Annotated in this window: 18 protein-coding genes; 10 read left to right on the top strand and 8 right to left on the bottom strand. The window is 62.9% G+C overall.

Going from position 1 to position 20,640, the window contains the following annotated elements:
- Window positions 1-29 precede the first annotated feature (29 nt).
- The 4 genes from C4Q26_RS18640 (at window position 30) to C4Q26_RS18625 (ending at window position 4,860) form a co-directional block, all read left to right on the top strand.
- On the top strand, window positions 30-956 hold the full coding sequence (locus C4Q26_RS18640; protein WP_104883387.1) for a 4-hydroxyproline epimerase: 927 nt from the start codon (window positions 30-32) through the stop codon (window positions 954-956).
- 51 nt (window positions 957-1,007) lie between these two features.
- A complete protein-coding gene (locus C4Q26_RS18635) occupies window positions 1,008-1,955 on the top strand; it encodes a dihydrodipicolinate synthase family protein (RefSeq protein ID WP_104883386.1) in 948 nt (315 codons plus the stop codon).
- 77 nt (window positions 1,956-2,032) lie between these two features.
- Window positions 2,033-3,610, top strand: a complete 1,578-nt coding sequence (locus C4Q26_RS18630) for an aldehyde dehydrogenase (NADP(+)) (RefSeq protein WP_104883385.1) — start codon at window positions 2,033-2,035, stop codon at window positions 3,608-3,610.
- A 2-nt stretch (window positions 3,611-3,612) separates the two neighbouring features.
- Complete coding sequence (locus C4Q26_RS18625) at window positions 3,613-4,860, top strand: FAD-dependent oxidoreductase (protein ID WP_104883384.1); 1,248 nt, start codon at window positions 3,613-3,615, stop codon at window positions 4,858-4,860.
- A 59-nt stretch (window positions 4,861-4,919) separates the two neighbouring features.
- Here the strand turns inward: C4Q26_RS18625 and xenA are convergent, their stop codons facing one another.
- Entirely contained in the window at window positions 4,920-6,011 is a 1,092-nt protein-coding gene (gene xenA, locus C4Q26_RS18620) for a xenobiotic reductase XenA (RefSeq protein WP_023381785.1), read from the bottom strand.
- 53 nt (window positions 6,012-6,064) lie between these two features.
- Here xenA and C4Q26_RS18615 point away from each other — a divergent pair, with 53 nt between their 5' ends.
- Window positions 6,065-6,400, top strand: a complete 336-nt coding sequence (locus tag C4Q26_RS18615; RefSeq protein WP_023381786.1) for a helix-turn-helix transcriptional regulator — start codon at window positions 6,065-6,067, stop codon at window positions 6,398-6,400.
- 138 nt (window positions 6,401-6,538) lie between these two features.
- On the opposite strand, the gene mqo is transcribed toward C4Q26_RS18615, so the two are convergent.
- Together mqo and C4Q26_RS18605 are read right to left on the bottom strand one after the other, a co-directional pair.
- The gene (gene mqo / locus C4Q26_RS18610; protein WP_023381787.1) at window positions 6,539-8,176 is read right to left on the bottom strand and encodes a malate dehydrogenase (quinone); all 1,638 of its coding nucleotides are present in this window, start codon (window positions 8,174-8,176) and stop codon (window positions 6,539-6,541) included.
- A gap of 332 nt (window positions 8,177-8,508) precedes the next feature.
- A complete protein-coding gene (locus C4Q26_RS18605) occupies window positions 8,509-9,027 on the bottom strand; it encodes a carboxymuconolactone decarboxylase family protein (RefSeq protein WP_027907418.1) in 519 nt (172 codons plus the stop codon).
- A 129-nt stretch (window positions 9,028-9,156) separates the two neighbouring features.
- Between C4Q26_RS18605 and C4Q26_RS18600 the strand changes: the two genes are divergently transcribed.
- The gene (locus C4Q26_RS18600; RefSeq protein WP_104883383.1) at window positions 9,157-9,987 is read left to right on the top strand and encodes an AraC family transcriptional regulator; all 831 of its coding nucleotides are present in this window, start codon (window positions 9,157-9,159) and stop codon (window positions 9,985-9,987) included.
- A 66-nt stretch (window positions 9,988-10,053) separates the two neighbouring features.
- Here the strand turns inward: C4Q26_RS18600 and C4Q26_RS18595 are convergent, their stop codons facing one another.
- From C4Q26_RS18595 to C4Q26_RS18585, 3 genes are all read right to left on the bottom strand, one after another.
- Entirely contained in the window at window positions 10,054-11,439 is a 1,386-nt protein-coding gene (locus tag C4Q26_RS18595; RefSeq protein WP_049818778.1) for an MFS transporter, read from the bottom strand.
- A gap of 81 nt (window positions 11,440-11,520) precedes the next feature.
- Window positions 11,521-13,104, bottom strand: a complete 1,584-nt coding sequence (locus C4Q26_RS18590) for an aldehyde dehydrogenase (NADP(+)) (protein ID WP_104883382.1) — start codon at window positions 13,102-13,104, stop codon at window positions 11,521-11,523.
- Window positions 13,105-13,205: 101 nt separating this feature from the next.
- A complete protein-coding gene (locus tag C4Q26_RS18585; protein ID WP_027907415.1) occupies window positions 13,206-14,150 on the bottom strand; it encodes a LysR family transcriptional regulator in 945 nt (314 codons plus the stop codon).
- Between the two features lie 115 nt (window positions 14,151-14,265).
- Between C4Q26_RS18585 and C4Q26_RS18580 the strand changes: the two genes are divergently transcribed.
- Together C4Q26_RS18580 and C4Q26_RS18575 are read left to right on the top strand one after the other, a co-directional pair.
- Window positions 14,266-15,447 carry a fumarylacetoacetate hydrolase family protein gene (locus C4Q26_RS18580; RefSeq protein ID WP_027907414.1) on the top strand — a complete coding sequence of 394 codons (1,182 nt, stop codon included), beginning with the start codon at window positions 14,266-14,268 and terminating at the stop codon, window positions 15,445-15,447.
- Window positions 15,448-15,742: 295 nt separating this feature from the next.
- The gene (locus C4Q26_RS18575) at window positions 15,743-17,530 is read left to right on the top strand and encodes an IlvD/Edd family dehydratase (protein ID WP_027907413.1); all 1,788 of its coding nucleotides are present in this window, start codon (window positions 15,743-15,745) and stop codon (window positions 17,528-17,530) included.
- Between the two features lie 321 nt (window positions 17,531-17,851).
- Here C4Q26_RS18575 and C4Q26_RS18570 read toward each other — a convergent pair whose 3' ends face one another.
- Both C4Q26_RS18570 and C4Q26_RS18565 read right to left on the bottom strand, forming a co-directional pair.
- Window positions 17,852-19,195, bottom strand: coding sequence for an ATP-binding protein (locus C4Q26_RS18570; protein ID WP_041925532.1), 1,344 nt, complete (start codon window positions 19,193-19,195; stop codon window positions 17,852-17,854).
- The gene (locus C4Q26_RS18565) at window positions 19,192-19,851 is read right to left on the bottom strand and encodes a response regulator transcription factor (RefSeq protein WP_023381798.1); all 660 of its coding nucleotides are present in this window, start codon (window positions 19,849-19,851) and stop codon (window positions 19,192-19,194) included. The genes C4Q26_RS18570 and C4Q26_RS18565 overlap by 4 nt, the downstream gene beginning before the upstream one ends.
- A 132-nt stretch (window positions 19,852-19,983) precedes the next feature.
- Between C4Q26_RS18565 and C4Q26_RS27905 the strand changes: the two genes are divergently transcribed.
- Entirely contained in the window at window positions 19,984-20,154 is a 171-nt protein-coding gene (locus C4Q26_RS27905; protein ID WP_155950781.1) for a hypothetical protein, read from the top strand.
- Window positions 20,151-20,621, top strand: a complete 471-nt coding sequence (locus tag C4Q26_RS18560; RefSeq protein ID WP_023381799.1) for a DUF2271 domain-containing protein — start codon at window positions 20,151-20,153, stop codon at window positions 20,619-20,621. The genes C4Q26_RS27905 and C4Q26_RS18560 overlap by 4 nt, the downstream gene beginning before the upstream one ends.
- Window positions 20,622-20,640: the final 19 nt, after the last annotated feature.

The following is a 20,640-nucleotide window of genomic DNA, read 5'->3' as shown; positions in this document are numbered from 1 at the left end:
ACCCTGGCCCTTCTTCAATGGACACGACCATGAAACGCATCCATGTCATCGACTCCCATACCGGCGGCGAACCGACTCGCCTGGTGATCAATGGCTTCCCCTCGCTGAGTGGCCGCAGCATGGCCGAGCAACGCGACGAACTGCGCGAGCTGCATGACCATTGGCGCCGCGCCTGCCTGCTGGAACCACGCGGCAACGATGTGCTGGTCGGCGCGCTGTACTGCGAACCGGTATCGGCTGACGCCACCTGCGGGGTGATCTTCTTCAACAACGCCGGCTACCTGAACATGTGCGGCCACGGCACCATCGGCCTGGTCGCCTCGCTGCAGCACCTGGGGCTGATCGAACCCGGCGTGCACAAGATCGACACCCCGGTCGGCCAGGTCAGCGCCACGTTGCACGAGGACGGCGCCGTGACCGTCGGCAACGTACCCGCTTACCGCTATCGCCGGCAGGTCGCAGTCGAAGTGCCCGGTTACGGCGTAGTGCACGGCGACATCGCCTGGGGCGGCAACTGGTTCTTCCTGGTGTCCGAGCACGGCCAACACATCGAGCTGGATAACGTCGAGGCCCTGACCAACTACACCTGGACCCTGCTCAAGGCCCTGGAAGCGCGCGGTATCACCGGTGAAGACGGTGCGCCCATCGACCATGTGGAGTTGTTCGCCGACGACGCCAATGCCGACAGCCGCAACTTCGTGATGTGCCCCGGCAAAGCCTACGACCGCTCCCCTTGCGGCACCGGCACCAGCGCCAAACTGGCCTGCCTGGCCGCCGACGGCAAGCTCGCCGAAGGCCAGACCTGGACCCAGGCGAGCATCACCGGCAGCCAGTTCCAGGGCCGCTTCGAGCGTGAGGGCGAGCGCATCCGTCCGTTCATCACCGGTCGCGCCCACATGACCGCCGACGCCACCCTGCTGATCGACGAACAAGACCCTTTCGCCTGGGGCATCTGAACCGCCCCGGCTTCAACCCTCGACACCTGATTACCGCTAGGAGTGACTACCATGACCGACAACATCTTCACCGGCTGCATGCCTGCCCTGATGACCCCCTGCACCGCCGCCCGCAAACCGGATTTCGATGCGCTGGTGCGCAAGGGCCGCGAGCTGATCGAAGCCGGTATGAGCGCTGTGGTGTACTGCGGCTCGATGGGTGACTGGCCGCTGCTGACCGAGGCCGAGCGCCAGGAAGGCGTTGCGCGCCTGGTGGCGGCCGGCATCCCGACCATCGTCGGCACGGGTGCGGTGAATACCCGTGAAGCGGTGTCGCACGCCGCCCATGCCGCCAAGGTCGGTGCCGCCGGCCTGATGGTGATTCCACGGGTGCTGTCCCGTGGCGCCTCGCTGATCGCCCAGAAGCACCATTTCGCCGCCATTTTGCAGGCTGCGCCGAAACTGCCAGCGGTCATCTACAACAGCCCCTACTACGGCTTCGCCACCCGTGCCGACCTGTTCTTCGAACTGCGCCGCGAGTACCCGAACCTGATCGGCTTCAAGGAGTTCGGCGGCGGCGCCGACCTGCGCTACGCTGCCGAACACATCACCTCCAAGGACGACGACGTGACCCTGATGGTCGGTGTCGACACCCAAGTGGTACATGGCTTCGTCAACTGCAACGCCACGGGCGCCATCACCGGCATTGGCAATGCCTTGCCCCGCGAAGTGCTGCACTTGGTGAGCCTGAGCAAGCAGGCCGCCAAGGGCGACGCCAAGGCCCGTCGCTTGGCCCGTGAGCTGGAGTCGGCGCTGGCGGTACTGTCGTCGTTCGATGAAGGGTGCGACCTGGTGCTGTACTACAAGCACCTGATGGTGCTCAACGGCGACAGCGAATACACCCTGCACTTCAACGAAACCGACGTACTCACCGAGGCCCAGCGCAACTATGCCGAACAACAATACGCGCTGTTCCGCCAGTGGTACGCCAACTGGTCGGCCGAACAGAACATTGCGTGACTCTAGGGGGGCTGCTGCGCAGCCCTTTCGCGGCGCATCGCGCCCCAAGCTCTGATTCAGATTTCGAAGGAAGCCCCATGCACCTGACAGGTAACCTGCTGATCGGTCAAAACGCCGTGACCGGCAGCCGCGAAGCGCTTCGCGCCATCGACCCTGCCACCAACCAGGCTCTGGAACCGGCGTATGCCGGCGGCACAGGCGAGCACGTGGCTCAAGCCTGTGCACTGGCCTGGGCAGCGTTCGACGATTATCGCGAAACCTCGCTGGAACAACGCGCCCGCTTTCTCGAAACCATCGCCGAGCAGATCGAAGCATTGGGCGATGCCCTGATCGACCGCGCCGTCGCCGAGACGGGCTTGCCCAAGGCGCGCATCCAGGGCGAACGCAGTCGAACCTGCACCCAACTGCGCACCTTTGCCCGGGTCATACGATCAGGTGAATGGCTGGACGTGCGTGTCGACAACGCCCTGCCCGAGCGCCAGCCATTGCCACGCCCCGACCTGCGCCAGCGCCAGGTCGCCCTGGGCCCGGTGGCGGTGTTCGGCGCCAGCAACTTCCCGCTGGCCTTCTCGGTTGCCGGTGGCGACACCGCCTCGGCACTGGCCGCTGGTTGCCCAGTCGTGGTCAAGGCCCACAGCGCCCATCCTGGTACCAGCGAGCTGGTCGGCCATGCCGTGGCCCGCGCCGTGAAACACTGCGGCTTGCCCGAGGGCGTGTTTTCGCTGTTGTACGGGGCAGGCCGTGAAGTCGGCATCGCCCTGGTCAGCGACCCGCGTATCAAGGCTGTCGGCTTCACCGGCTCGCGCAGCGGTGGCATCGCTTTGTGCCAGGCTGCCCAGGCGCGCTCGGAACCTATCCCCGTCTATGCGGAAATGAGCTCGATCAACCCGGTGTTCCTGTTCGAAGCCGCGCTGCAAGCCCGTGGCGAGGCACTGGCCCAAGGCTTCGTCGCCTCGTTGATCCAAGGCGCGGGCCAGTTCTGCACTAACCCCGGCCTAGTGATCGCTCGCCAGGGGCAGGCCCTGCAACGCTTCATCCAGGCAGCCAGCGAGCAGCTCCGGCAGGCGGACGCACAGACCATGCTCGCCCCTGGCATCTTCGCCGCCTATGAAGCCGGCGTCGGCGCCCTGGCCGCGAACGCCAATGCCCAGCATGCGGCCAGCGGCAAGCCGCACACTGGCCCGAACCAGTGCCAGGCGCAGCTGTTCATCACCCAGGCCAGTGCATTGCTTGCCGACCCGGCGTTGCAGGCAGAAGTGTTCGGCGCGGCTTCGTTGGTGGTGGCCTGCGACAACGACGAGCAGATGCGCCAGGTTGCCGAACACCTGGAGGGCCAACTCACCGCCACGCTGCACCTGGACGATGCCGATATCGGCCGCGCACGTGCCCTGCTGCCGACACTTGAACGCAAGGCCGGGCGCATTCTGGTCAACGGCTGGCCGACCGGCGTCGACGTGTGCGATGCCATGGTCCATGGCGGGCCGTTCCCGGCCACATCCGATGCACGCAGCACCTCGGTCGGTACTGCGGCGATCCTGCGCTTCCTGCGCCCGGTGTGCTACCAGGGCATGCCTGATGTACTGCTGCCGCCGGCACTCAAGCACGACAATCCGTTGCAGTTGCGCCGCCTGCTCGACGGTAGACGGGAAAGCTAGCCATGGTCGAAACCCTTGAAACCGATATCGCCGTGGTTGGCGCCGGCATCGTCGGAGTCGCCTGTGCCCTGCAACTGGCCCGACAAGGCCGCCGCGTGCTGCTGATCGACCGTCAGCAACCAGGCCTTGGCGCCTCCTACGGCAATGCCGGACACCTGGCGACCGAGCAGGTGTTCCCTATCGCCGACCTGTCGATACTCAAGCGCCTGCCCCGCATGCTGTTGGACCCGATGGGCCCGTTGCGGCTGGACTGGAAGTACCTGCCAAAGGCCTTGCCCTGGTTCACCCGCCTGCTGCTCAACCTGCGGCCGGCACCGTTCCAACGCAGTGTGGCCGGCATCCGGGCGCTGAACGAAGCCAGCCTGGGGGCATGGCAGCGGTTGCTGGGGTCGATCGGGCGCAACGACCTTTTCAAGGAAGATGGCTCGTTGCTGGTGTTCGAGCGACCGGAAACGCGGCAGGCGCTCGATGCCCTGCAGGCGCGCATGCGTGAGCAGGCCGTGCCGGTGGAATACTGGTCCGGTTCTGCTGTTCAGACGGCGGCGCCGCAGCTCAATGCGCAGATCCAGGGCGGCTTGTTCTTCCCCCGTACCGGGCATTTCCTGGACCCTCACCGCGTGGTCGCCGAGCTGTTCGACGCTGCACGATCCTGTGGCATGCAGTTCGCTCGCCATGAAGTCGTGGGAGCCACACTGGAAGCGCATGGCGTGACCTTGGCCACCGCCCAACGTCAGCTCAAGGCGCGCCAGGTGCTGATCGCCTGTGGTGCCCATTCGGCGAAACTCACCAGCGCGCTGACCGGCAAACCGGTGCCGTTGGACACCGAGCGCGGCTACCACCTGATGTTGCCTGACGAGCAGCAGCGGTTGCCGTTCGCCGTCACCTCGTTCGAACGCAAGTTCATCATGACGCCCATGGCCGAGGGCCTGCGCCTGGCCGGCACGGTGGAATTCGCCGGGCTCGACGCGCCGCCGAGCATGCAGCGTGCCTGGCAGTTGCACCGTTTGAGCAAAGGGTTGTTCCGGCGAGACCTGAGCATCGAGGGGGCCACGCCATGGATGGGCTTCAGGCCATCATTGCCGGACTCGTTGCCGGTGATCGACCAGGTGTGCGAAGGACGGGTGATATTGGCGTTCGGGCATCAGCATCTGGGGCTGACCCAAGCGGCGGTGACGGCGCAATGGATTGCGCAAATGGTGGCGGGTAAGAGGGGATCGCAGATGGAGGCTTACCGGCTGGACCGGTTCTGATCCCCATTGCAAAGGCCGCGTCCACCTGTGGAAGCGGCCTTGCGTCGCGAAAGGGCCGCTCAGCGATAGCGCTCGAGCCAGTGTGCATATGGCGCTGGCAAGGTCCACGAGGCTTTATCGACCCCCAGTTCCTTGGCCGCGAAATACGCCCAATGCGGGTCCGCCAAATGGGCGCGGCCCACCGACACCAGGTCGAGCTGATCGGCCTTCAGTGCCCCTTCCGCCAACTGTGGCGTACCGAAGCCCCACGCCGAAGTCACCGGCAGACCCGCCTCACGGCGCACACGCTGGGCAATCGGCCCCATGAAGGCGGGCCCCCACGGAATGTGGGTGTCGGGAATGGTGAAACCGACGCTGACACTCAGCAGGTCCAGGCCACCCGCCTTGAAACGGCGCGCCAGCTCGATCGACTCTTCAAGGGTCTGCTCGTCGCGACCGTCATATTCCAGCACACCAAAACGCGCGGTCAGCGGCAGGTGCTCTGGCCACACTTCGCGCACGGCGGCGAGGGTTTCCAGCAGAAAGCGGCTGCGGTTCTCGAAGCTTCCACCATAGGCATCGGTCCGCCGGTTGGAATGCTCGGAGAAGAAGCTCTGGCCCAGGTAGCCATGGGCGAAGTGCAGTTCGATCCACTCAAACCCGGCATCGCGGGCACGGCGGGCGGCGTCGACGAAGTCCTGCTTGACCCGTGCGATATCCTCCAGGGTCATCGCACGGGGTACTTTCGGCAAGTGGGCACCGAAGGCGATGGCCGAAGGGGCGATGGTGTCCCAGCCTCGGGCGTCGTCGGCAGCGATATGGTCATCGCCCTCCCAGGGGCGGTTGGCACTGGCCTTGCGGCCGGCGTGGGCGATCTGGATGCCCGGCACCGAGCCTGCGGCCTTGATCGCCTTCACCACCGGGACGAAAGCTTCGGCATGCGCATCGCTCCAGATGCCCGCGCAACCGGGGGTAATGCGCCCTTCTGGCGATACTGCCGTGGCCTCGACCACCAGCAGGCCAGCACCACCCCGGGCAAGACCTGCCAAGTGCACATGGTGCCAGTCATTGATCATGCCGTCCTCGGCCATGTATTGGCACATCGGCGGGATCGCGATGCGGTTACGCAGGGTGACATCCTTGAGGGTATAGGGTTCGAACAGCGCGGACATGGACAGACTCCAAGGGTTAACGACATTTACGATAGTTCGATCATATTCGAACTATGGCAATTTGTGAAACCCCCGTTATCATGGCGACCATGCGAGCCTACAAACATCCCAACCCCGAAGACCTCATCCTGGAGCGCGTGCTCTACGCCCTGAGCGACCCTGTGCGCATGGAGATCGTGCGCCATCTGGCAGGCGTGGCCGAGGCCAGTTGTGGCGAGCTGGACGGCGGTCGGCCAAAATCCAGCATGTCCCATCACTTCCGGGTATTGAGGGATGCGGGGCTGGTGCATACGCGCAACGTCGGCACCACCCACATGAATTCACTGCGTAGCGAAATGCTCGATGAGCGCTTCCCTGGCTTGCTGGGGTGCATCCTGCGGCAGGTGTAGAGAACGAACGAGCTTCTCGGTGCCCGCACCGGCCCTTTCGCGGGTGAACTCGCGTCTGCAGGCTCCATCACTGCCTACCCAAGCCAAAAAAAAAGCCACGAGGTCACCCCCCGTGGCTTTCGTTCACGACGCTGCCGCTTACAGCGCCATGTCGTTCTCGGGCTTACTTTCCAGCGGCTGGCTCACACCGGTGCTGGTACCGACGCTCTGGTCGATCACCGGCGGTTTCTCCAGTTGCAGCACTTCAGCGGTGTAGTTCCACTCTTTCTGAGTAGCCGCCGCCGAATCGTTCAACTTGGTGCCGTAGCTCGGGATGATCTGCTTGATCTTGGCCTGCCACTCAGGGGTCGCGACCTTCTCCTTGAACACGGTTTCAAGCACATGCAGCATGATCGGCGCTGCAGTCGAGGCGCCTGGCGAGGCACCCAGCAGGCCAGCGATGGTGCGGTCTTGCGAGGCAACCACTTCGGTACCCAGCTTCAGCACGCCGCCTTGGGCTTCGTCACGCTTGATGATCTGCACGCGCTGACCAGCCTGCCACAGTTTCCAGTCTTCTTTCTTGGCGTTCGGGAAGTAGGTGCGCAGGGCTTCGAAGCGGTCGTCGTCAGACTGCATCAACTGACCGGCGAGGTATTCCACCAGCGGGTACTGGTCGATACCCACCTTGGCCATCGGCCATACGTTGTGGGTGGTGGTGCTGCTCAGCAGGTCCAGGTACGAGCCGTTCTTCAGGAACTTGGTCGAGAAGGTAGCGAATGGCCCGAACAGGATCACGCGCTTGCCGTCCAGTACGCGGGTGTCCAGGTGCGGAACCGACATGGGCGGCGCGCCGGTCGAGGCGATGCCATAGGCCTTGGCCATGTGCTGCATGGCCACGGTCGGGTTCTCGGTGACCAGGAACGAGCCACCCACTGGGAAGCCTGCGTACTCCTTGGCTTCAGGAATGCCCGACTTCTGCAGCAGCTTCAGCGCGCCGCCACCGGCGCCGATGAACAGGAACTTGGCATCGGTAGCCGACTCGGTACCGTCCTTCAGGTTCTTGTACTCGACGTGCCACGAGCCGTCTTCGTTGCGGGTGATGTCCTGCACTTCGGTGGACAGTTTCAGGTCGAACTTGTCCTGGGTCTTGAGGTGACCGACGAACTGGCGGGTGATCTCGCCGAAGTTGACGTCGGTACCGATGGGGGTCCAGGTCACGGCCAGCTTCTGGTTCGGGTCGCGGCCTTCCATCATCAGCGGGACCCACTTGGCGATCTGCGCGTGGTCCTCGGAATACTGCATCGGGCGGAACAGCGGGCTCGCCTGCAGCGCGTCATAGCGCTTCTTCAGGAACTTGATGTTGTCGTCGCCCCACACGAAGCTCATGTGCGGGGTGGTGTTGATGAACGAGTGCGGGTTCTTCAACACGCCCTGGCGTACCTGCCAGGCCCAGAACTGACGCGAGATCTGGAAGGCTTCGTTGATTTCGATGGCCTTGGAGATGTTGACGTTGCCGTCTTTGTCTTCCGGCGTGTAGTTCAGTTCGGCCAGCGCGGAGTGGCCGGTACCGGCGTTGTTCCAGCCGTTGGAGCTTTCTTCGGCGACGCCGTCCAGGCGCTCGACCATTTCCATCGACCAGCTTGGCTCCAGCTCGTGCAGCCACACGGCCAGGGTGGAGCTCATGATGCCGCCGCCGACCAGCAGCACATCGACTTTCTTGGTTTCTTCGGCGTGCGCTTGCATGAAGCTTGCAGCGACAGCCAGACCCAGCAAGGTCTTGCCAGCTTTCTTGAACATTGATCAATTCCAGTCAGTAGAACGAAGGGGGTCTGTGGCTAACCCGGGTATTGCTTGTTCTTCAGCGCAGGCTTGTTGTTGATCATTGTTCAGCAGCCAGAGAACCAGAAAACGACCCAGCCTTTTGTCGTATTGACCGACATGGCTGAATCGTTTCGCCGATTGTATCTGAAATGCCAGCACAAACAAATTGCAGGGCCCAGCGTCAAGGCGACAGGATGTCTCAGTGGACATCCACCGCTTGTGCCTGATTCCCCCCCAGGATATCCGGTCCCCCTGGTAAGGCGCAGTGGGTTTCCCCCCGACTTCTGGGCGCTTTGCCAGCGTACCTCCTAGTGTGCCGACGGCGGGAAGTCGATCTCGGTAGTGGCGATGTTGTTCAGGTAGTTGGTCAGGGTCAACAACGTGACCTGTGCCACCACCTCCACGATCTTGCCATCGTCAAGACCGGCCTCGCGTGCCGCAGCGATCTGCTCGTCGCTCAATTGGCCTCGGCTCTCGGTGATCTGGTGAGCCAGCGCTGCAACTGCGCTGAGTGTGCCGCTGCGGGCTTGGCCAATGGCCTCATCGCTCAGACCAGCCTTGGCACCAAAGAAGGCGTGTGCAGCCAGGCAGTAGTCGCAACCATTGATTTGCGAGGTGGCAAGGGCAACGACTTCACGCTCGGCGGCGCTCAGTGAGCTCTTGCCCAAGGCTTGGGCGAGGCCCAGGTAGCCCGTGAGCGCAGCCGGGGAGTGAGCCAGGGTCTTGAAGGCGTTGGGAATGAAGCCGAGACCTTTTTGAATGCCTTCGAGGGCTGTGCGCGAGCCAGCAGGAGCGTGGTCCAGCGAGAGAGCAGCGATACGCGTCATGGTAGTTCTCCAGTAGGTTGATTAGCCAGCTTGTCGATCAAGCCTGGAGCCAATCTTAGGGAGGTGGACTATCCTTTCGGCTTCAGATCGTCGAATATTTGCAACAGATCGTCTAAATTCGAGTGCGCCATGGACCGATTATCGACACTGCTCAAGCACTTCAACCTGCACGCGTCCACCTTCCACCAGGGTGGTTTCTGTGGAACGACCGGCTTTGATGGGCAACACAGTCTCGGCCACGCACATCTGCTGCGTTCAGGGCGTCTGGCCTTCAGCTGCGCGCGCGGCCAGCTCACCGAGCTGACCGAACCCAGCCTGATTCTGGCGGTGCGGCCGCAGGCGCATCAGCTGCTGGCCAGCGAGGCAGATGAAGCAGAGTTGGTGTGCGCTACCTTGCAGTTCGATGGCGGTGCCAATAATCCGCTGACCCTGGCTTTGCCGGACTTCATCATCAAGCCACTGCGCGAATTGCAGGGCCTCGATGGCACCCTCGACTGGTTGTTCGAAGAGGCCTTCGGCGACGAATGTGGACGGGATGTCATCCTCAATCGGCTGTTCGAGCTGATGGTGATCCAGCTACTTCGCCATCTGATCGCCAGCCGCAGCATTGCCTCGGGGATGATGGCCGGGTTGGCCAATGCTCAGCTGTCCCGCGCGCTGGTGAGTATCCACAACGAGCCACAGCGCAATTGGTCCGTGGCGCAGCTGGCGGATCGCTCAGGCATGTCACGCGCAAGCTTTGCTGCGCACTTTCGCGAGACCGTCGGTGTCACCCCCGCGGATTACTTGGCGAACTGGCGAATCAGCCTGACGCAAAAGCGCCTGCGCGAAGGCCGCCCCATCGCCCTGATTGCCGATGAGGTCGGCTACGAAAGTCCGTCAGCGCTGGCCCGCACCTTTCGCCGAAAGGTAGGCACGAGCCCAAGGGAATGGCTGCAGCAGATCACGCAAGACGCCTAGCCGAACGCTTTCCCCATTGCGTAAGCATCAACAGCACCGGCCTCGGCGTCCTGGTATGCAAGGTGCTCATGCCATCTCCGGCTCCATTTGCGTACGTCGCTCGACGCCGGACCGCTTCAGCATTGCAGCAGGTATCGCCAGGATGAGCATGCCACTGATGAATAGGCACAAGCCCAGCACGTAGGTGCCGTTGTTGATATTGCCAGTGAGGTTCTCCGCCACTGCCGTGATCATCGAGCCGGTGAAGCCGGACAAGTTGCCAATCGCGTTGATCATGCCAATGCCCGCCGCCGCCGCGACTCCCGACAACACGGTGCCTGGCAGCGTCCAGAAGATCGGCATCAGGCTCAGCACACCAGAAGCGGCAACCGTGAGGAAAACAATCGACAGCATGACGTTATCTGCGAACGCGGCGCTGAGCATCAAACCACAGCCGCCGATGAACGCAGGTATCGCTGCATGCCAGCGGCGCTCGCCCGTACGGTTGGAATGGCGCGCATTCAGGAACATCGCAATGACCGCCACGCTGTAAGGAATGGCGGTCAACAAGCCGATCTCCAGGCTGCTGGTCACGCCCGCGCTCTTGATGATCGACGGCATCCAGAAGGCCAAGCCATAGAAACCGGTATTGAACGTCAGGAGGATCAAGACCAGCAACCAGACTCGCGGGTTGAAGAACACATCGCCCAACCGCGAGACCTTACCGTGTTCCTCCTGTTGCAGGTTGGCCTTGAGCAATTGCTTTTGCGCATCCGACAGCCAACCAGCCTTGTCGATGTTGTCGCACAGGCAGGTGAACACCACCACAGCCATGATCACCGAGGGCAAGCCTTCGATCAGCAGCATCCATTGCCACCCCGCCAGGTCATGCCAACCATCCATTCGGGTCATCAGCCAACCCGACAGCATGCCGCCGAGGGTGAGGCTGACAGGCATCGCCATCAAAAAGCCCGACATGACTCGGCTTTGCCGATGAGTCGGGAACCAGTAGTTGAGGTACAGGATTACTCCAGGGAAAAAACCAGCCTCGCAAATACCCAGCAGAAAGCGCAGCACATAGAACATGGTGCTGGACTCGACGTGGAAAAACCCTGCCAACGGCTGGGTGAACGCGACGGCCATCGAAATGATCGCCCAACTCAGCATGATCCGCGCGATCCAGAAGCGCGCGCCGTAGCGATGCAACAGCAGGTTGCTCGGTACCTCGAACAGGAAATAGCCCCAGAAGAACACGCTCGCGCCCAGGGCGTACACGGTGTTGCTGAACTGCAGGTCATCGAGCATGCTCAGTTTGGCAAAGCCGATGTTGACCCGGTCCAGGTAGGCTGCGATGTAGCACAGCAACAGGACTGGCAGGATACGCAAGATGACCTTGCGGTAGGTGCGATCTTCGAACGCCTGATCGGGGGCGGGGGCGACATTGTGTTGAGCCATGGCCAAGCCTCTTGGCATGTCGTGCATGCCTGTTGTTGTTATCGAATGAGCACCGGGTACGACCGCACCCGGTGGTATTGCGCCTATCGGTAGCAGTGTTCAGCGAATCGGTTCACGGGTGGGCTGGCCGTCGACCAATCTCAGCAGCCCCAGGGGGTTGGCGTCGCGCAGTGCCTCGGGAAGCAGTGCATCAGGGAAGTTCTGGTAGCACACCGGACGCAGGAAGCGGTCGATCGCCAGCGTGCCGACAGAGGTGCCACGGCTGTCCGAGGTGGCCGGATACGGGCCACCATGAACCATCGCGTCACTGACTTCGACGCCAGTCGGGTAACCGTTGACCAGCACCCGGCCAACCTTCTGTTCGAGCACCGCCACCCAAGGCGCGGCCTGCGCCAGGTCGCCGGGTTCGCCAATCAGCGTGGCGGTCAGTTGGCCGCCAAGCGCGTGCAACGCGGCAACAAGCTGGTCCTGGTCAGCCAGTTCAACCACCACCGTGGCCGGGCCGAAGATCTCTTCTTGCAGCAGCGGCTCCCCCTCCAGCAACAAGTGCGCATCGGCCTGGAACAGCTGAGGCCAGGCCTGGTTACCCTGCTGCTCGGCCCCTGCAAGAAGGCGGATGCCGGCCCGCGCCTTGAGGGTGGCTACCCCCCGGGCGTAGCTGGCCAGGGTGTCGGCGTTGAGCATGGTTTGCGGCGCCTGCTCGGCCATCTGTGCGCACAGGTGCTCGACGAAGGCGCTGAATTGCGCTGAGCGTACCCCCAGCACCAAGCCTGGGTTGGTGCAGAACTGTCCACATCCCAATACCACCGAAGCGGTCAGTTCACGTGCCACGGCCTCGCCGCGAACGGCCAGCGCCTGGGGCAGCACCAGCACCGGGTTGATGCTGCTCATTTCGGCGAATACCGGAATCGGTCGAGGTCGCGCCGCCGCCATATCGCACAAGGCACGCCCCCCCTTGAGCGAACCGGTGAAGCCGACGGCCTGAATGTCAGGGTGCTTGACCAACGCCTCGCCGACCCTGCCGCCAAACACCATGTTGAATACACCCGCCGGCATGGCGCAGCGTTCAGCAGCGCCGACGATCGCCTCGGCGACCCACTGCGCCGTGGCCATGTGGCCGCTGTGTGCCTTGAACACCACGGGGCAGCCGGCGGCCAACGCTGCGGCGGTATCGCCACCGGCCGTCGAGAATGCCAGGGGGAAGTTGCTGGCGCCAAAGACGGCGACCGGCCCCAGGCCTATGCGGCATTGGCGGATGTCCAGGCGAGGCACTGGCTGACGCTCGGGCTGTGCACGATCGATGCGAGCGCCGGTGAAATCACCTCGTCGCAGTACGGTGGCGAACAGCCTCAGCTGGCCGCTGGTCCGCACCCTCTCGCCCTGGATACGCGCGGGGGGCAAGGCCGTTTCACGGCATACGGTTTCGATGAAGTCATCACCCAAGCCATCCAGGGCGTCGGCGATCGCATCGAGGAACTCGGCCCGGCGCGCGGCGGACAGTGCCCGGTAGACCGGATAGGCTGCAGCTGCCGCACGGGCAGCGGCGTCCACCTCCTGTTCCGTGGCTTGATGAAAGGCGTCGGGCAGTGCCTGTCCGGTGCGCGCATCGATGCTGTAAAGGGTCGCCTGGCCAGTAGCGCGGCGGCCCCCACCGATGAATTGTTGGCCTGCGTGTGACGTCATGGGTGATTCCTCGGCGTTACGAAAGACATGGGGCGCTAATCTAGGCGGCTCTGCGATTCTTGCCCAATGGCTTTTAGGGATCATCCGATAACGGAACGTTATCAATCCTCCGAAACACGACGCGCATGCGTCAGGAGGATCTCGGCAAATTCCAAGGCCGCGCCGCTCAAGGGCTCACCCTTGCGGGTGAGAATGCCGTAGTCCTGGGGTGTGAGGTGCAGTGGCGTGTCCAGATTGACCAGCACGCCACTGGCCAGGTGCGGCTCGACCATCGCCTGGGGCAACATGCCGATCATGGGCCCGCCCAGTAGCACCTTGAGGAAGGTCTGCATGGAAATGGTATCGATGGTGTTGCGCGGCACGGCAACGCCCGCCTCGGCGAAGGCCCGCTCCATGCGTCCGCGGATGGGCGTGCCCTTGGGGTAGAGAATCCACGGCCACTCCAGCAATTGTGGCAAGGTCACCGGCCCAACATTGCTCAAAGGGTGCTGGTCGTTGACCACGAAGCAGAAGGGCTCCGGCGCCAGCGGCTGGAAGTCGAAGCGCTGGCGCTGGGACACGTCGGTAAAGCGGGCCACAGCCAGGTGCAGGATCTTGTCTTCGAGCATGGCCATCAGGTGATCGCTGGTTTGCTCCACCACCTCGATCGACAGCAATGGCTTGCGCTGCTTGATCTCGACGATGGCATCCGGCAACGCCACGGCGGTGGCCGCGAAAATGCCACCCACCTTCAAGTGGCCGTGCCCACCCTGGCGCAGGCTGTCGATCTGATCGACGAAGTTGCGCGCATCGTTCAATGCGACCTGGGCATAGCGCAATACCTGCTCGCCCAATGCGGTGGGCGGCATGCTGCGCGGCAGGCGGTCGAACAGGGCGAAACCGAGCAGGTTTTCGATTTCCTTGAGCATCTTGCTGATCGCCGGCTGGGTAAGGTTCATCTGCTGCGCCGCCAAGTGCATGTTGTGGGTGCGCCCAAGGGTGTCGATGAGCAACAGGTGGCGGAACTTGAGCCAGTTGCAGACGTGGGAGAAAGACAGGTCCGACATGTGATCCACCTTTGTTGCAATAACCATATGTTATCGAATAGTGAAAAGATGCCATTGGAGTTTATCGCGCGGCTTGCCTAGCGTGCAGCTTTCCTGTTCCAAGAGATTTGATGCCATGCCGATAACCCTCACGCCCGCCAACACCCTGCCCGAGGATGGCCTGACCGGCACCCTGATCGGTCGCGCCTGGACCCCCGGCGAACCTGGGGGCCCTTCGCTGATCACCCTGCGAGCCGATGGCGTGTTCGATCTCTCCGAGCGCTTCGCCACCCTCAGCCAGCTACTCGAAAGCCAAGACCCCGTGCAGGCAGTGCGCAGCACCCCAGGCCGCTTCCTGGGCAGCGTAGAGGACTTGCTGGGCAACAGCGGCGAAGCGTTCGACGCCGACCTGCCCTATCTGCTCGCGCCGGTCGACCTGCAGGTGATCAAAGCAGCGGGCGTGACCTTCGCCGCCAGCATGATCGAGCGGGTGATCGAGGAGCAGGCTGGTGGCGATGCCAGCAAGGCGGAGTCCGTGCGCGCCACGGTGCGCTCGGTGATCGGCGACAACCTGCGCGCAGTGCGCCCTGGTTCTCAACAGGCCATGGCGCTCAAGGCACTGCTGATCGAACAGGGCATGTGGTCGCAGTATCTGGAGGTCGGCATCGGCCCGGATGCCGAGGTGTTCACCAAGGCCCCGGTGTTGGCGGCGGTCGGCAGTGGCAGCGCCATCGGCGTGCATCCGCATTCGGCCTGGAACAACCCCGAGCCTGAGGTGGTGCTTGCAGTGGACAGCCGCGGTCGCATCCACGGCGCGACCCTGGGCAATGACGTCAACCTGCGCGACTTCGAGGGGCGCAGCGCGCTGCTGCTGAGCAAGGCCAAGGACAACAACGCCTCCTGCGCGGTCGGCCCGTTCATTCGACTGTTTGACGAGACCTTCGACCTGGACGCGGTGCGCCGCTGCGTGATCGACCTGGAAGTCGTAGGCACCGACGGTTACCGCCTGATCGGCAGCAGCTCGATGGATCAGATCAGTCGCGACCCAGAGGATCTGGTCCGGCAGACGCTCAATGAAAACCACCAGTACCCCGACGGTTTCCTACTGTTCCTCGGCACCCTGTTCGCCCCGACCGAGGATCGCGACCTGCCTGGTGCGGGGTTCACCCACAAGCCTGGCGACCAGGTGCGCATCGCCAGCCCCTTGCTGGGCCAGTTGCACAACCAGGTGACCACGAGTGACAAGGCCCACCCCTGGACCTTCGGCCTCGGCGCGATGATGCGCAACCTGGCCGCTCGAGGGCTGCTGCAACACTGACGCAACGGGCACCCCTGGCACATGAAATCGGCGCCATGCGCTCCGGCGGCCTGGCGCCGGTCCTGGGTATCTTCTGGTCGGCCTGACCGGTGGGGCCTACTGGGTGCTGACGCTCTATACACTGGCGCTGTCTGAGCTAGCCCTGATCGGCACCTGGCTGTCGACCGAGACCCGTGGCCGCGACCTCGCCGCCCTTGATAACGCGATTGGCAGCACCGTCTCAGGGGTGCCCAGCCTTGCCCAGGCCAGCGTGTTGCAACGCCGACCGGTGCCCATAAATACAAGAGAGAATGACATGACCGATACCCTGAAACGCCCGTTGCGCAGCCAGCAATGGTTCGACGACCCGAGCCACGCCGACATGACCGCGCTGTACGTCGAGCGCTACATGAACTACGGCCTGACCCGCGACGAACTGCAATCCGGGCGGCCGATCATCGGCATCGCCCAGACCGGCAGCGACCTGACGCCTTGCAACCGCCACCACCTGGAACTGGCCCAACGGGTCAAGGCGGGGATTCGCGATGCTGGAGGGATCCCCATGGAGTTTCCGGTGCACCCGATCGCCGAGCAGAGCCGCCGACCAACCGCCGCGCTGGACCGTAATCTCGCCTACCTGGGCCTGGTGGAAATCCTCCACGGCTACCCGCTGGATGGCGTCGTGCTGACCACCGGCTGCGACAAGACCACACCGGCCTGCCTGATGGCCGCTGCCACCACGGACATGCCAGCCATCGTGCTCTCCGGTGGGCCTATGCTCGATGGCCACCACAAGGGCCAGCTGATCGGGTCGGGCACGGTGTTGTGGCATGCGCGCAACCTGATGGCCGCGGGCGAAATCGACTACGAAGGTTTCATGGAGATGACGACCGCCGCCTCGCCGTCGGTTGGCCACTGCAACACCATGGGCACGGCACTGTCGATGAACGCCCTGGCCGAGGCACTGGGCATGTCGCTGCCAGGCTGTGCAAGCATCCCCGCGCCCTACCGCGAACGCGGGCAGATGGCCTATGCCACCGGCCGACGCATCTGCGAGCTGGTGATGCAGGACGTACGCCCGTCGTCGATCATGACCCGCGAGGCGTTCGAGAATGCCATTGCCGTGGCTTCGGCCCTGGGCGCTTCGAGCAACTGTCCGCCGCACCTGATCGCTATCGCCCGGCACATGGGGATCGAGCTGTCGCTGGACGACTGGCAGCGCATCGGAGAGGACGTGCCGCTGCTGGTCAACTGCATGCCGGCGGGCAAATACCTGGGTGAAGGCTTCCACCGCGCGGGCGGCGTACCGGCGGTGATGCACGAACTGCGCAAGGCCGGCCGTCTGCACGAGGCATGCGCGACAGTCAGCGGCAAGACCATCGGCGAGGTGGTTCGCGATGCAGTCACCAGCAATCGCGAAGTCATTCTCCCGTTCGATGCCCCGCTCAAGCACAACGCCGGATTCATCGTGCTCAGCGGCAACTTCTTCGACAGTGCGATCATGAAGATGTCGGTCGTCGGTGAAGCCTTCCGCAAGACCTATCTGGCCGAACCCGGCAAGGAGAACAGCTTCGAGGCCAGGGCCATCGTGTTCGAGGGGCCAGAGGACTACCACGCCCGCATCGACGACCCTGAACTGGACATCGACGAGCGTTGCATTCTGGTGATTCGTGGCGCCGGCACCGTGGGTTACCCAGGCAGCGCCGAGGTGGTCAACATGGCGCCACCTGCCGCGCTGATCAAGAAAGGCATCGACTCGCTGCCGTGTCTGGGGGACGGACGCCAGAGCGGTACGTCGGCCAGCCCTTCGATCCTCAACATGTCACCGGAGGCAGCCGTCGGCGGTGGCCTGGCGCTGCTGCAGACCAACGACTGGCTACGGGTGGACCTCAACCAGCGGCGCGTCGACCTTCTGGTGGACGACGAAGAGGTGGCACGCCGGCGTGCAGCCTGGACGCCGAACATCCCTGCCTCGCAGACACCATGGCAGGAGCTCTATCGCCAACTCGTTGGGCAGTTGTCCACCGGCGGCTGCCTGGAGCCGGCGACGCTGCACATGCGTGTGATCGCCAGGACGGGCGGAGTGCCACGGCATTCTCATTGAAGATCCTGAAAAGGGCTCCCACGGTGAACCTGTGGGAGCTGGCGCAGCTTGCGATCGGACGCCATCACCCCCGCACCAGAGGCTGTTGGGCTACGTAAGGGACATGCCCCTCGCGTGCACGATGGACAGCGATGAACGCTCATCCGGGCCTCGCATGACCTGGACCCAATGGCCAAGGCGCTGCTGGAGGAAGCTGCGCTGGGGAGGATAAAACATTCAGACCGCAGCACGGAAAAGCCCCAGAAAACCTACCGTTTTCCAAGGCGTGATGTGCTCCCGGCAAGGGCTGATTCATGGTACCAATAGAACGCCGGTGACATCTCAGTCTTTTAGGTTGGGGGCAAGCGGTAACCAGATGCAGACTTCAAACCCGTCTTCTCGACCTGTTGCCGGGGAGCGCAATTTCATTCTGGCATTCACCCCCTGCACGATGGTTTTGGCAATCGCCAAGCCCAGTCCAGAACCACTGATCTCACTGTGACCGCGCACAAAACGCTCGGTCAGGTGCTCCAAGGTAGACTTCGGCACCGTTGGGCCGCTATTGATAACCCGTAGCTGTGCTTGTTCGGTCAGGCTGACTTCGACCGGTTGGTCCGTTGCTCCATACTTCAGCGCATTTTCAATCAGGTTGCGCAGCAGAATGCCAAAGGCGTCCGGGTCGATGATCGAGTAGACACCCGTCTGGCTTGGCAGTTGCAACTCAATGCGCTGCCCGCTGCGTTGGTTCCACTCGTCCACTCCGTGGGCAAGCAATGGAATCAGGTCCTGTGGCGTTTCGGACAACAGCCCGCCGCCCTCGGCTTTGGCCAGCTGCATGAGTTTTTCTGAAAGCCGTGAAAGCTCGCGCAACGCGTTCTCGATCTTCTGCGCACGCCTTCGCAATGGACCGTCGGGCGCTTCACGGTGTAACCGCTGGATCTGCGCCAGGGTCGAGGCCAACGGTGTGCGTAGTTCGTGGGCACTGTTGGCGGTAAAGCTGCGCTCGGCCTCCAGGGCATTGCGCAAGCGCTCCAGCAGGTGATTGACCGCCTCAGCCAGCGGATCGATTTCAGCCGGCAGGTGCTCCACCTTGATCGGCGACAGATCACCCACACCACGCGCTTCGATAGCACGGCGGTAAGCCAGCACGCTGCCAAGGCTGAAACGCACAAATAACCAGGTGCCCAGCAGGCTGATAGGAATCAACACCAACAAAGGCAACAACAACGCAAACAAGGCCTCCCGCGCGGCTTCGCGACGGTGACCAAGCGGTTCGGCAATCTCGATGAACAACGTCTGGCGCAGTGCACTGGCGCCATACAGTCGGTACTTTTCAGAAGTGGAAAAACCTTCGGTGGGTTGTCGATTGAAGATCTCCGGATTGGCGTCGTGAGACTGCATCAGAATCTTGCCCTTGGCATCGCGCACCAGGTACGTCAGGTATTCCTTGTGCATTTTCAGGGTCGCAACGTGCTGCGCAGTCCGAGGCGCTTGCCGATTGCTGATTTCCAGCTCGACCAAAGGCAGGATGCGTTGCGCTGTCTCTTCCAACGCGCCGTCGAACGCTTCGTTCAACTCGTGTCGCACCACCAGCCAGGCACCAACTGTCGCCAGCAGCCAGAGTAAAGTCATTCCCAGGGTTAGCCCCAGGCCGAGACGTATTTGCAGGCTCGAAGACGGCTTCATGCGGACATCAACCGGTAGCCCATGCCCCGCACGGTTTCAATCAGGTCGCGCCCAAGTTTTTTACGTAGGCGGCTGATGTAGACCTCGATGGTATTGCTTTCGATTTCGGCGCCGAAGGCATACAGCCGCTCTTCAAGCTGCGATTTGGACAGCAGCGCACCGGGGCGTTGTACAAACGCCTCGAACAGCGCCCACTCCCGCGCCGTGAGGTCCACCGTCGCACCGCTGCGCTGCACCGTACGGGCACTCATGTCGACCTGCAAGTCGCCGAGCTTGATCTGTGGATTGGGGTTGCCGCTATAACGTCGGGCCACCGCCGCTACACGGGCCGAGAGCTCAAACAGGTCGAACGGTTTAACCAGGTAGTCATCGGCACCGGCATTGAGACCCGCGATACGATCGGATATCTGGTCCTGTGCGGTCAGGATGATCACCGGCGTCACCTCCCCTGCCGAGCGTTGTTGACGCAGAAAATCCAGGCCAAGCCCATCCGGGAGCATCAGGTCCAGCAGAATCAAGTCGTAAGGCGTAGTACGGACGCTAGTGCGTGCGTGATCCAGGCGCTGCACCCAATCGACGGCGTGGCCGTCATCGGCAATCTGCTCGCGCACCGCTTCCCCCAAGCCTGGAGCGTCCTCGACCAATAGAACTCGCATCTGACACCTCCTGTGATGGTTGTCGGGCGGCACCTTAATCGTCCTAGCTGACGTGAATCTGAAGATTCAGCTGGTTGTCAGGAATGCACCTTAGGGTATGCCACAGACACCGACCCCGGCAGGAGATAGATCATGAAATCAGATTGTATCGCCAATGCCAGGCAGTTGAGCCTGCTGGTCAGCGGTTACGCCCTGGCCGCAGCCCTCGCGCCGAACGACGCCTCACCTGTCGATGAGTTTCAGGTTGCTGTCAGCAAGCAGGTCCAGACTCTCGATCCAACGATCAACAGGACGCTTTCATGAAAAAGATCATTGCAGCAACCTGCCTCGTCGGCGCCATTGCGCTGCCGGCGCTGGCCCAGGCCCGCGAAGTGACCTTGACCACACAACTCAAGGACTACAGCGGTAACGATGCCTACCTGGCGATCTACGTCACCGATGCCAATGGCCAATATCAGAAAACCCTCTGGGTAGCCGGCAAGAAGGCCAAATATTACAAACACTTGGGCGACTGGGCCCGTGGCAGCGGCATGAACCCGAGTGAGTTCGATGGGGTCAGCGGCGCCAGTGTCGGCAGTGGAAGCACGCTCAACGTCAGCGTGGAACTGGCAGACACCCTGATCGATGCCGGGTATCAGATTCGCATCGACAGCGCGGTGGAGGACAAACGTGACGCCCGCGGCGATGTGAGCGTACCCCTGACGTCCAAGGGCTCAGGCAAGCCCGCGGCCGGCAGTGTCTACGTCGACACCTTTACTTACGATCTGTAACACCCGCCACCGCTGGAGG

The organism is Pseudomonas sp. SWI44 (genome assembly GCF_002947915.1).
GTDB classification, from domain to species: domain Bacteria; phylum Pseudomonadota; class Gammaproteobacteria; order Pseudomonadales; family Pseudomonadaceae; genus Aquipseudomonas; species Aquipseudomonas taiwanensis.
This window is presented reverse-complemented; position numbering and strand designations above follow the sequence as displayed.

What these genes read in the sequence shown, in the direction of transcription:
- C4Q26_RS18605 (WP_027907418.1), bottom strand. Translation starts at nt 9,027, where the DNA reads ATGACGCGTATCGCTGCTCTCTCGCTGGACCACGCTCCTGCTGGCTCG.
- C4Q26_RS18585 (WP_027907415.1), bottom strand. Translation starts at nt 14,150, where the DNA reads ATGTCGGACCTGTCTTTCTCCCACGTCTGCAACTGGCTCAAGTTCCGC.
- C4Q26_RS18615 (WP_023381786.1), top strand. Translation starts at nt 6,065, where the DNA reads ATGGCAATTTGTGAAACCCCCGTTATCATGGCGACCATGCGAGCCTAC.
- C4Q26_RS18580 (WP_027907414.1), top strand. Translation starts at nt 14,266, where the DNA reads ATGCCGATAACCCTCACGCCCGCCAACACCCTGCCCGAGGATGGCCTG.
- C4Q26_RS18570 (WP_041925532.1), bottom strand. Translation starts at nt 19,195, where the DNA reads ATGAAGCCGTCTTCGAGCCTGCAAATACGTCTCGGCCTGGGGCTAACC.
- C4Q26_RS27905 (WP_155950781.1), top strand. Translation starts at nt 19,984, where the DNA reads ATGAAATCAGATTGTATCGCCAATGCCAGGCAGTTGAGCCTGCTGGTC.
- mqo (WP_023381787.1), bottom strand. Translation starts at nt 8,176, where the DNA reads ATGTTCAAGAAAGCTGGCAAGACCTTGCTGGGTCTGGCTGTCGCTGCA.
- C4Q26_RS18590 (WP_104883382.1), bottom strand. Translation starts at nt 13,104, where the DNA reads ATGACGTCACACGCAGGCCAACAATTCATCGGTGGGGGCCGCCGCGCT.
- C4Q26_RS18560 (WP_023381799.1), top strand. Translation starts at nt 20,151, where the DNA reads ATGAAAAAGATCATTGCAGCAACCTGCCTCGTCGGCGCCATTGCGCTG.
- C4Q26_RS18640 (WP_104883387.1), top strand. Translation starts at nt 30, where the DNA reads ATGAAACGCATCCATGTCATCGACTCCCATACCGGCGGCGAACCGACT.
- C4Q26_RS18600 (WP_104883383.1), top strand. Translation starts at nt 9,157, where the DNA reads ATGGACCGATTATCGACACTGCTCAAGCACTTCAACCTGCACGCGTCC.
- C4Q26_RS18575 (WP_027907413.1), top strand. Translation starts at nt 15,743, where the DNA reads ATGACCGATACCCTGAAACGCCCGTTGCGCAGCCAGCAATGGTTCGAC.
- C4Q26_RS18630 (WP_104883385.1), top strand. Translation starts at nt 2,033, where the DNA reads ATGCACCTGACAGGTAACCTGCTGATCGGTCAAAACGCCGTGACCGGC.
- C4Q26_RS18565 (WP_023381798.1), bottom strand. Translation starts at nt 19,851, where the DNA reads ATGCGAGTTCTATTGGTCGAGGACGCTCCAGGCTTGGGGGAAGCGGTG.
- C4Q26_RS18595 (WP_049818778.1), bottom strand. Translation starts at nt 11,439, where the DNA reads ATGCCAAGAGGCTTGGCCATGGCTCAACACAATGTCGCCCCCGCCCCC.
- C4Q26_RS18635 (WP_104883386.1), top strand. Translation starts at nt 1,008, where the DNA reads ATGACCGACAACATCTTCACCGGCTGCATGCCTGCCCTGATGACCCCC.
- C4Q26_RS18625 (WP_104883384.1), top strand. Translation starts at nt 3,613, where the DNA reads ATGGTCGAAACCCTTGAAACCGATATCGCCGTGGTTGGCGCCGGCATC.
- xenA (WP_023381785.1), bottom strand. Translation starts at nt 6,011, where the DNA reads ATGTCCGCGCTGTTCGAACCCTATACCCTCAAGGATGTCACCCTGCGT.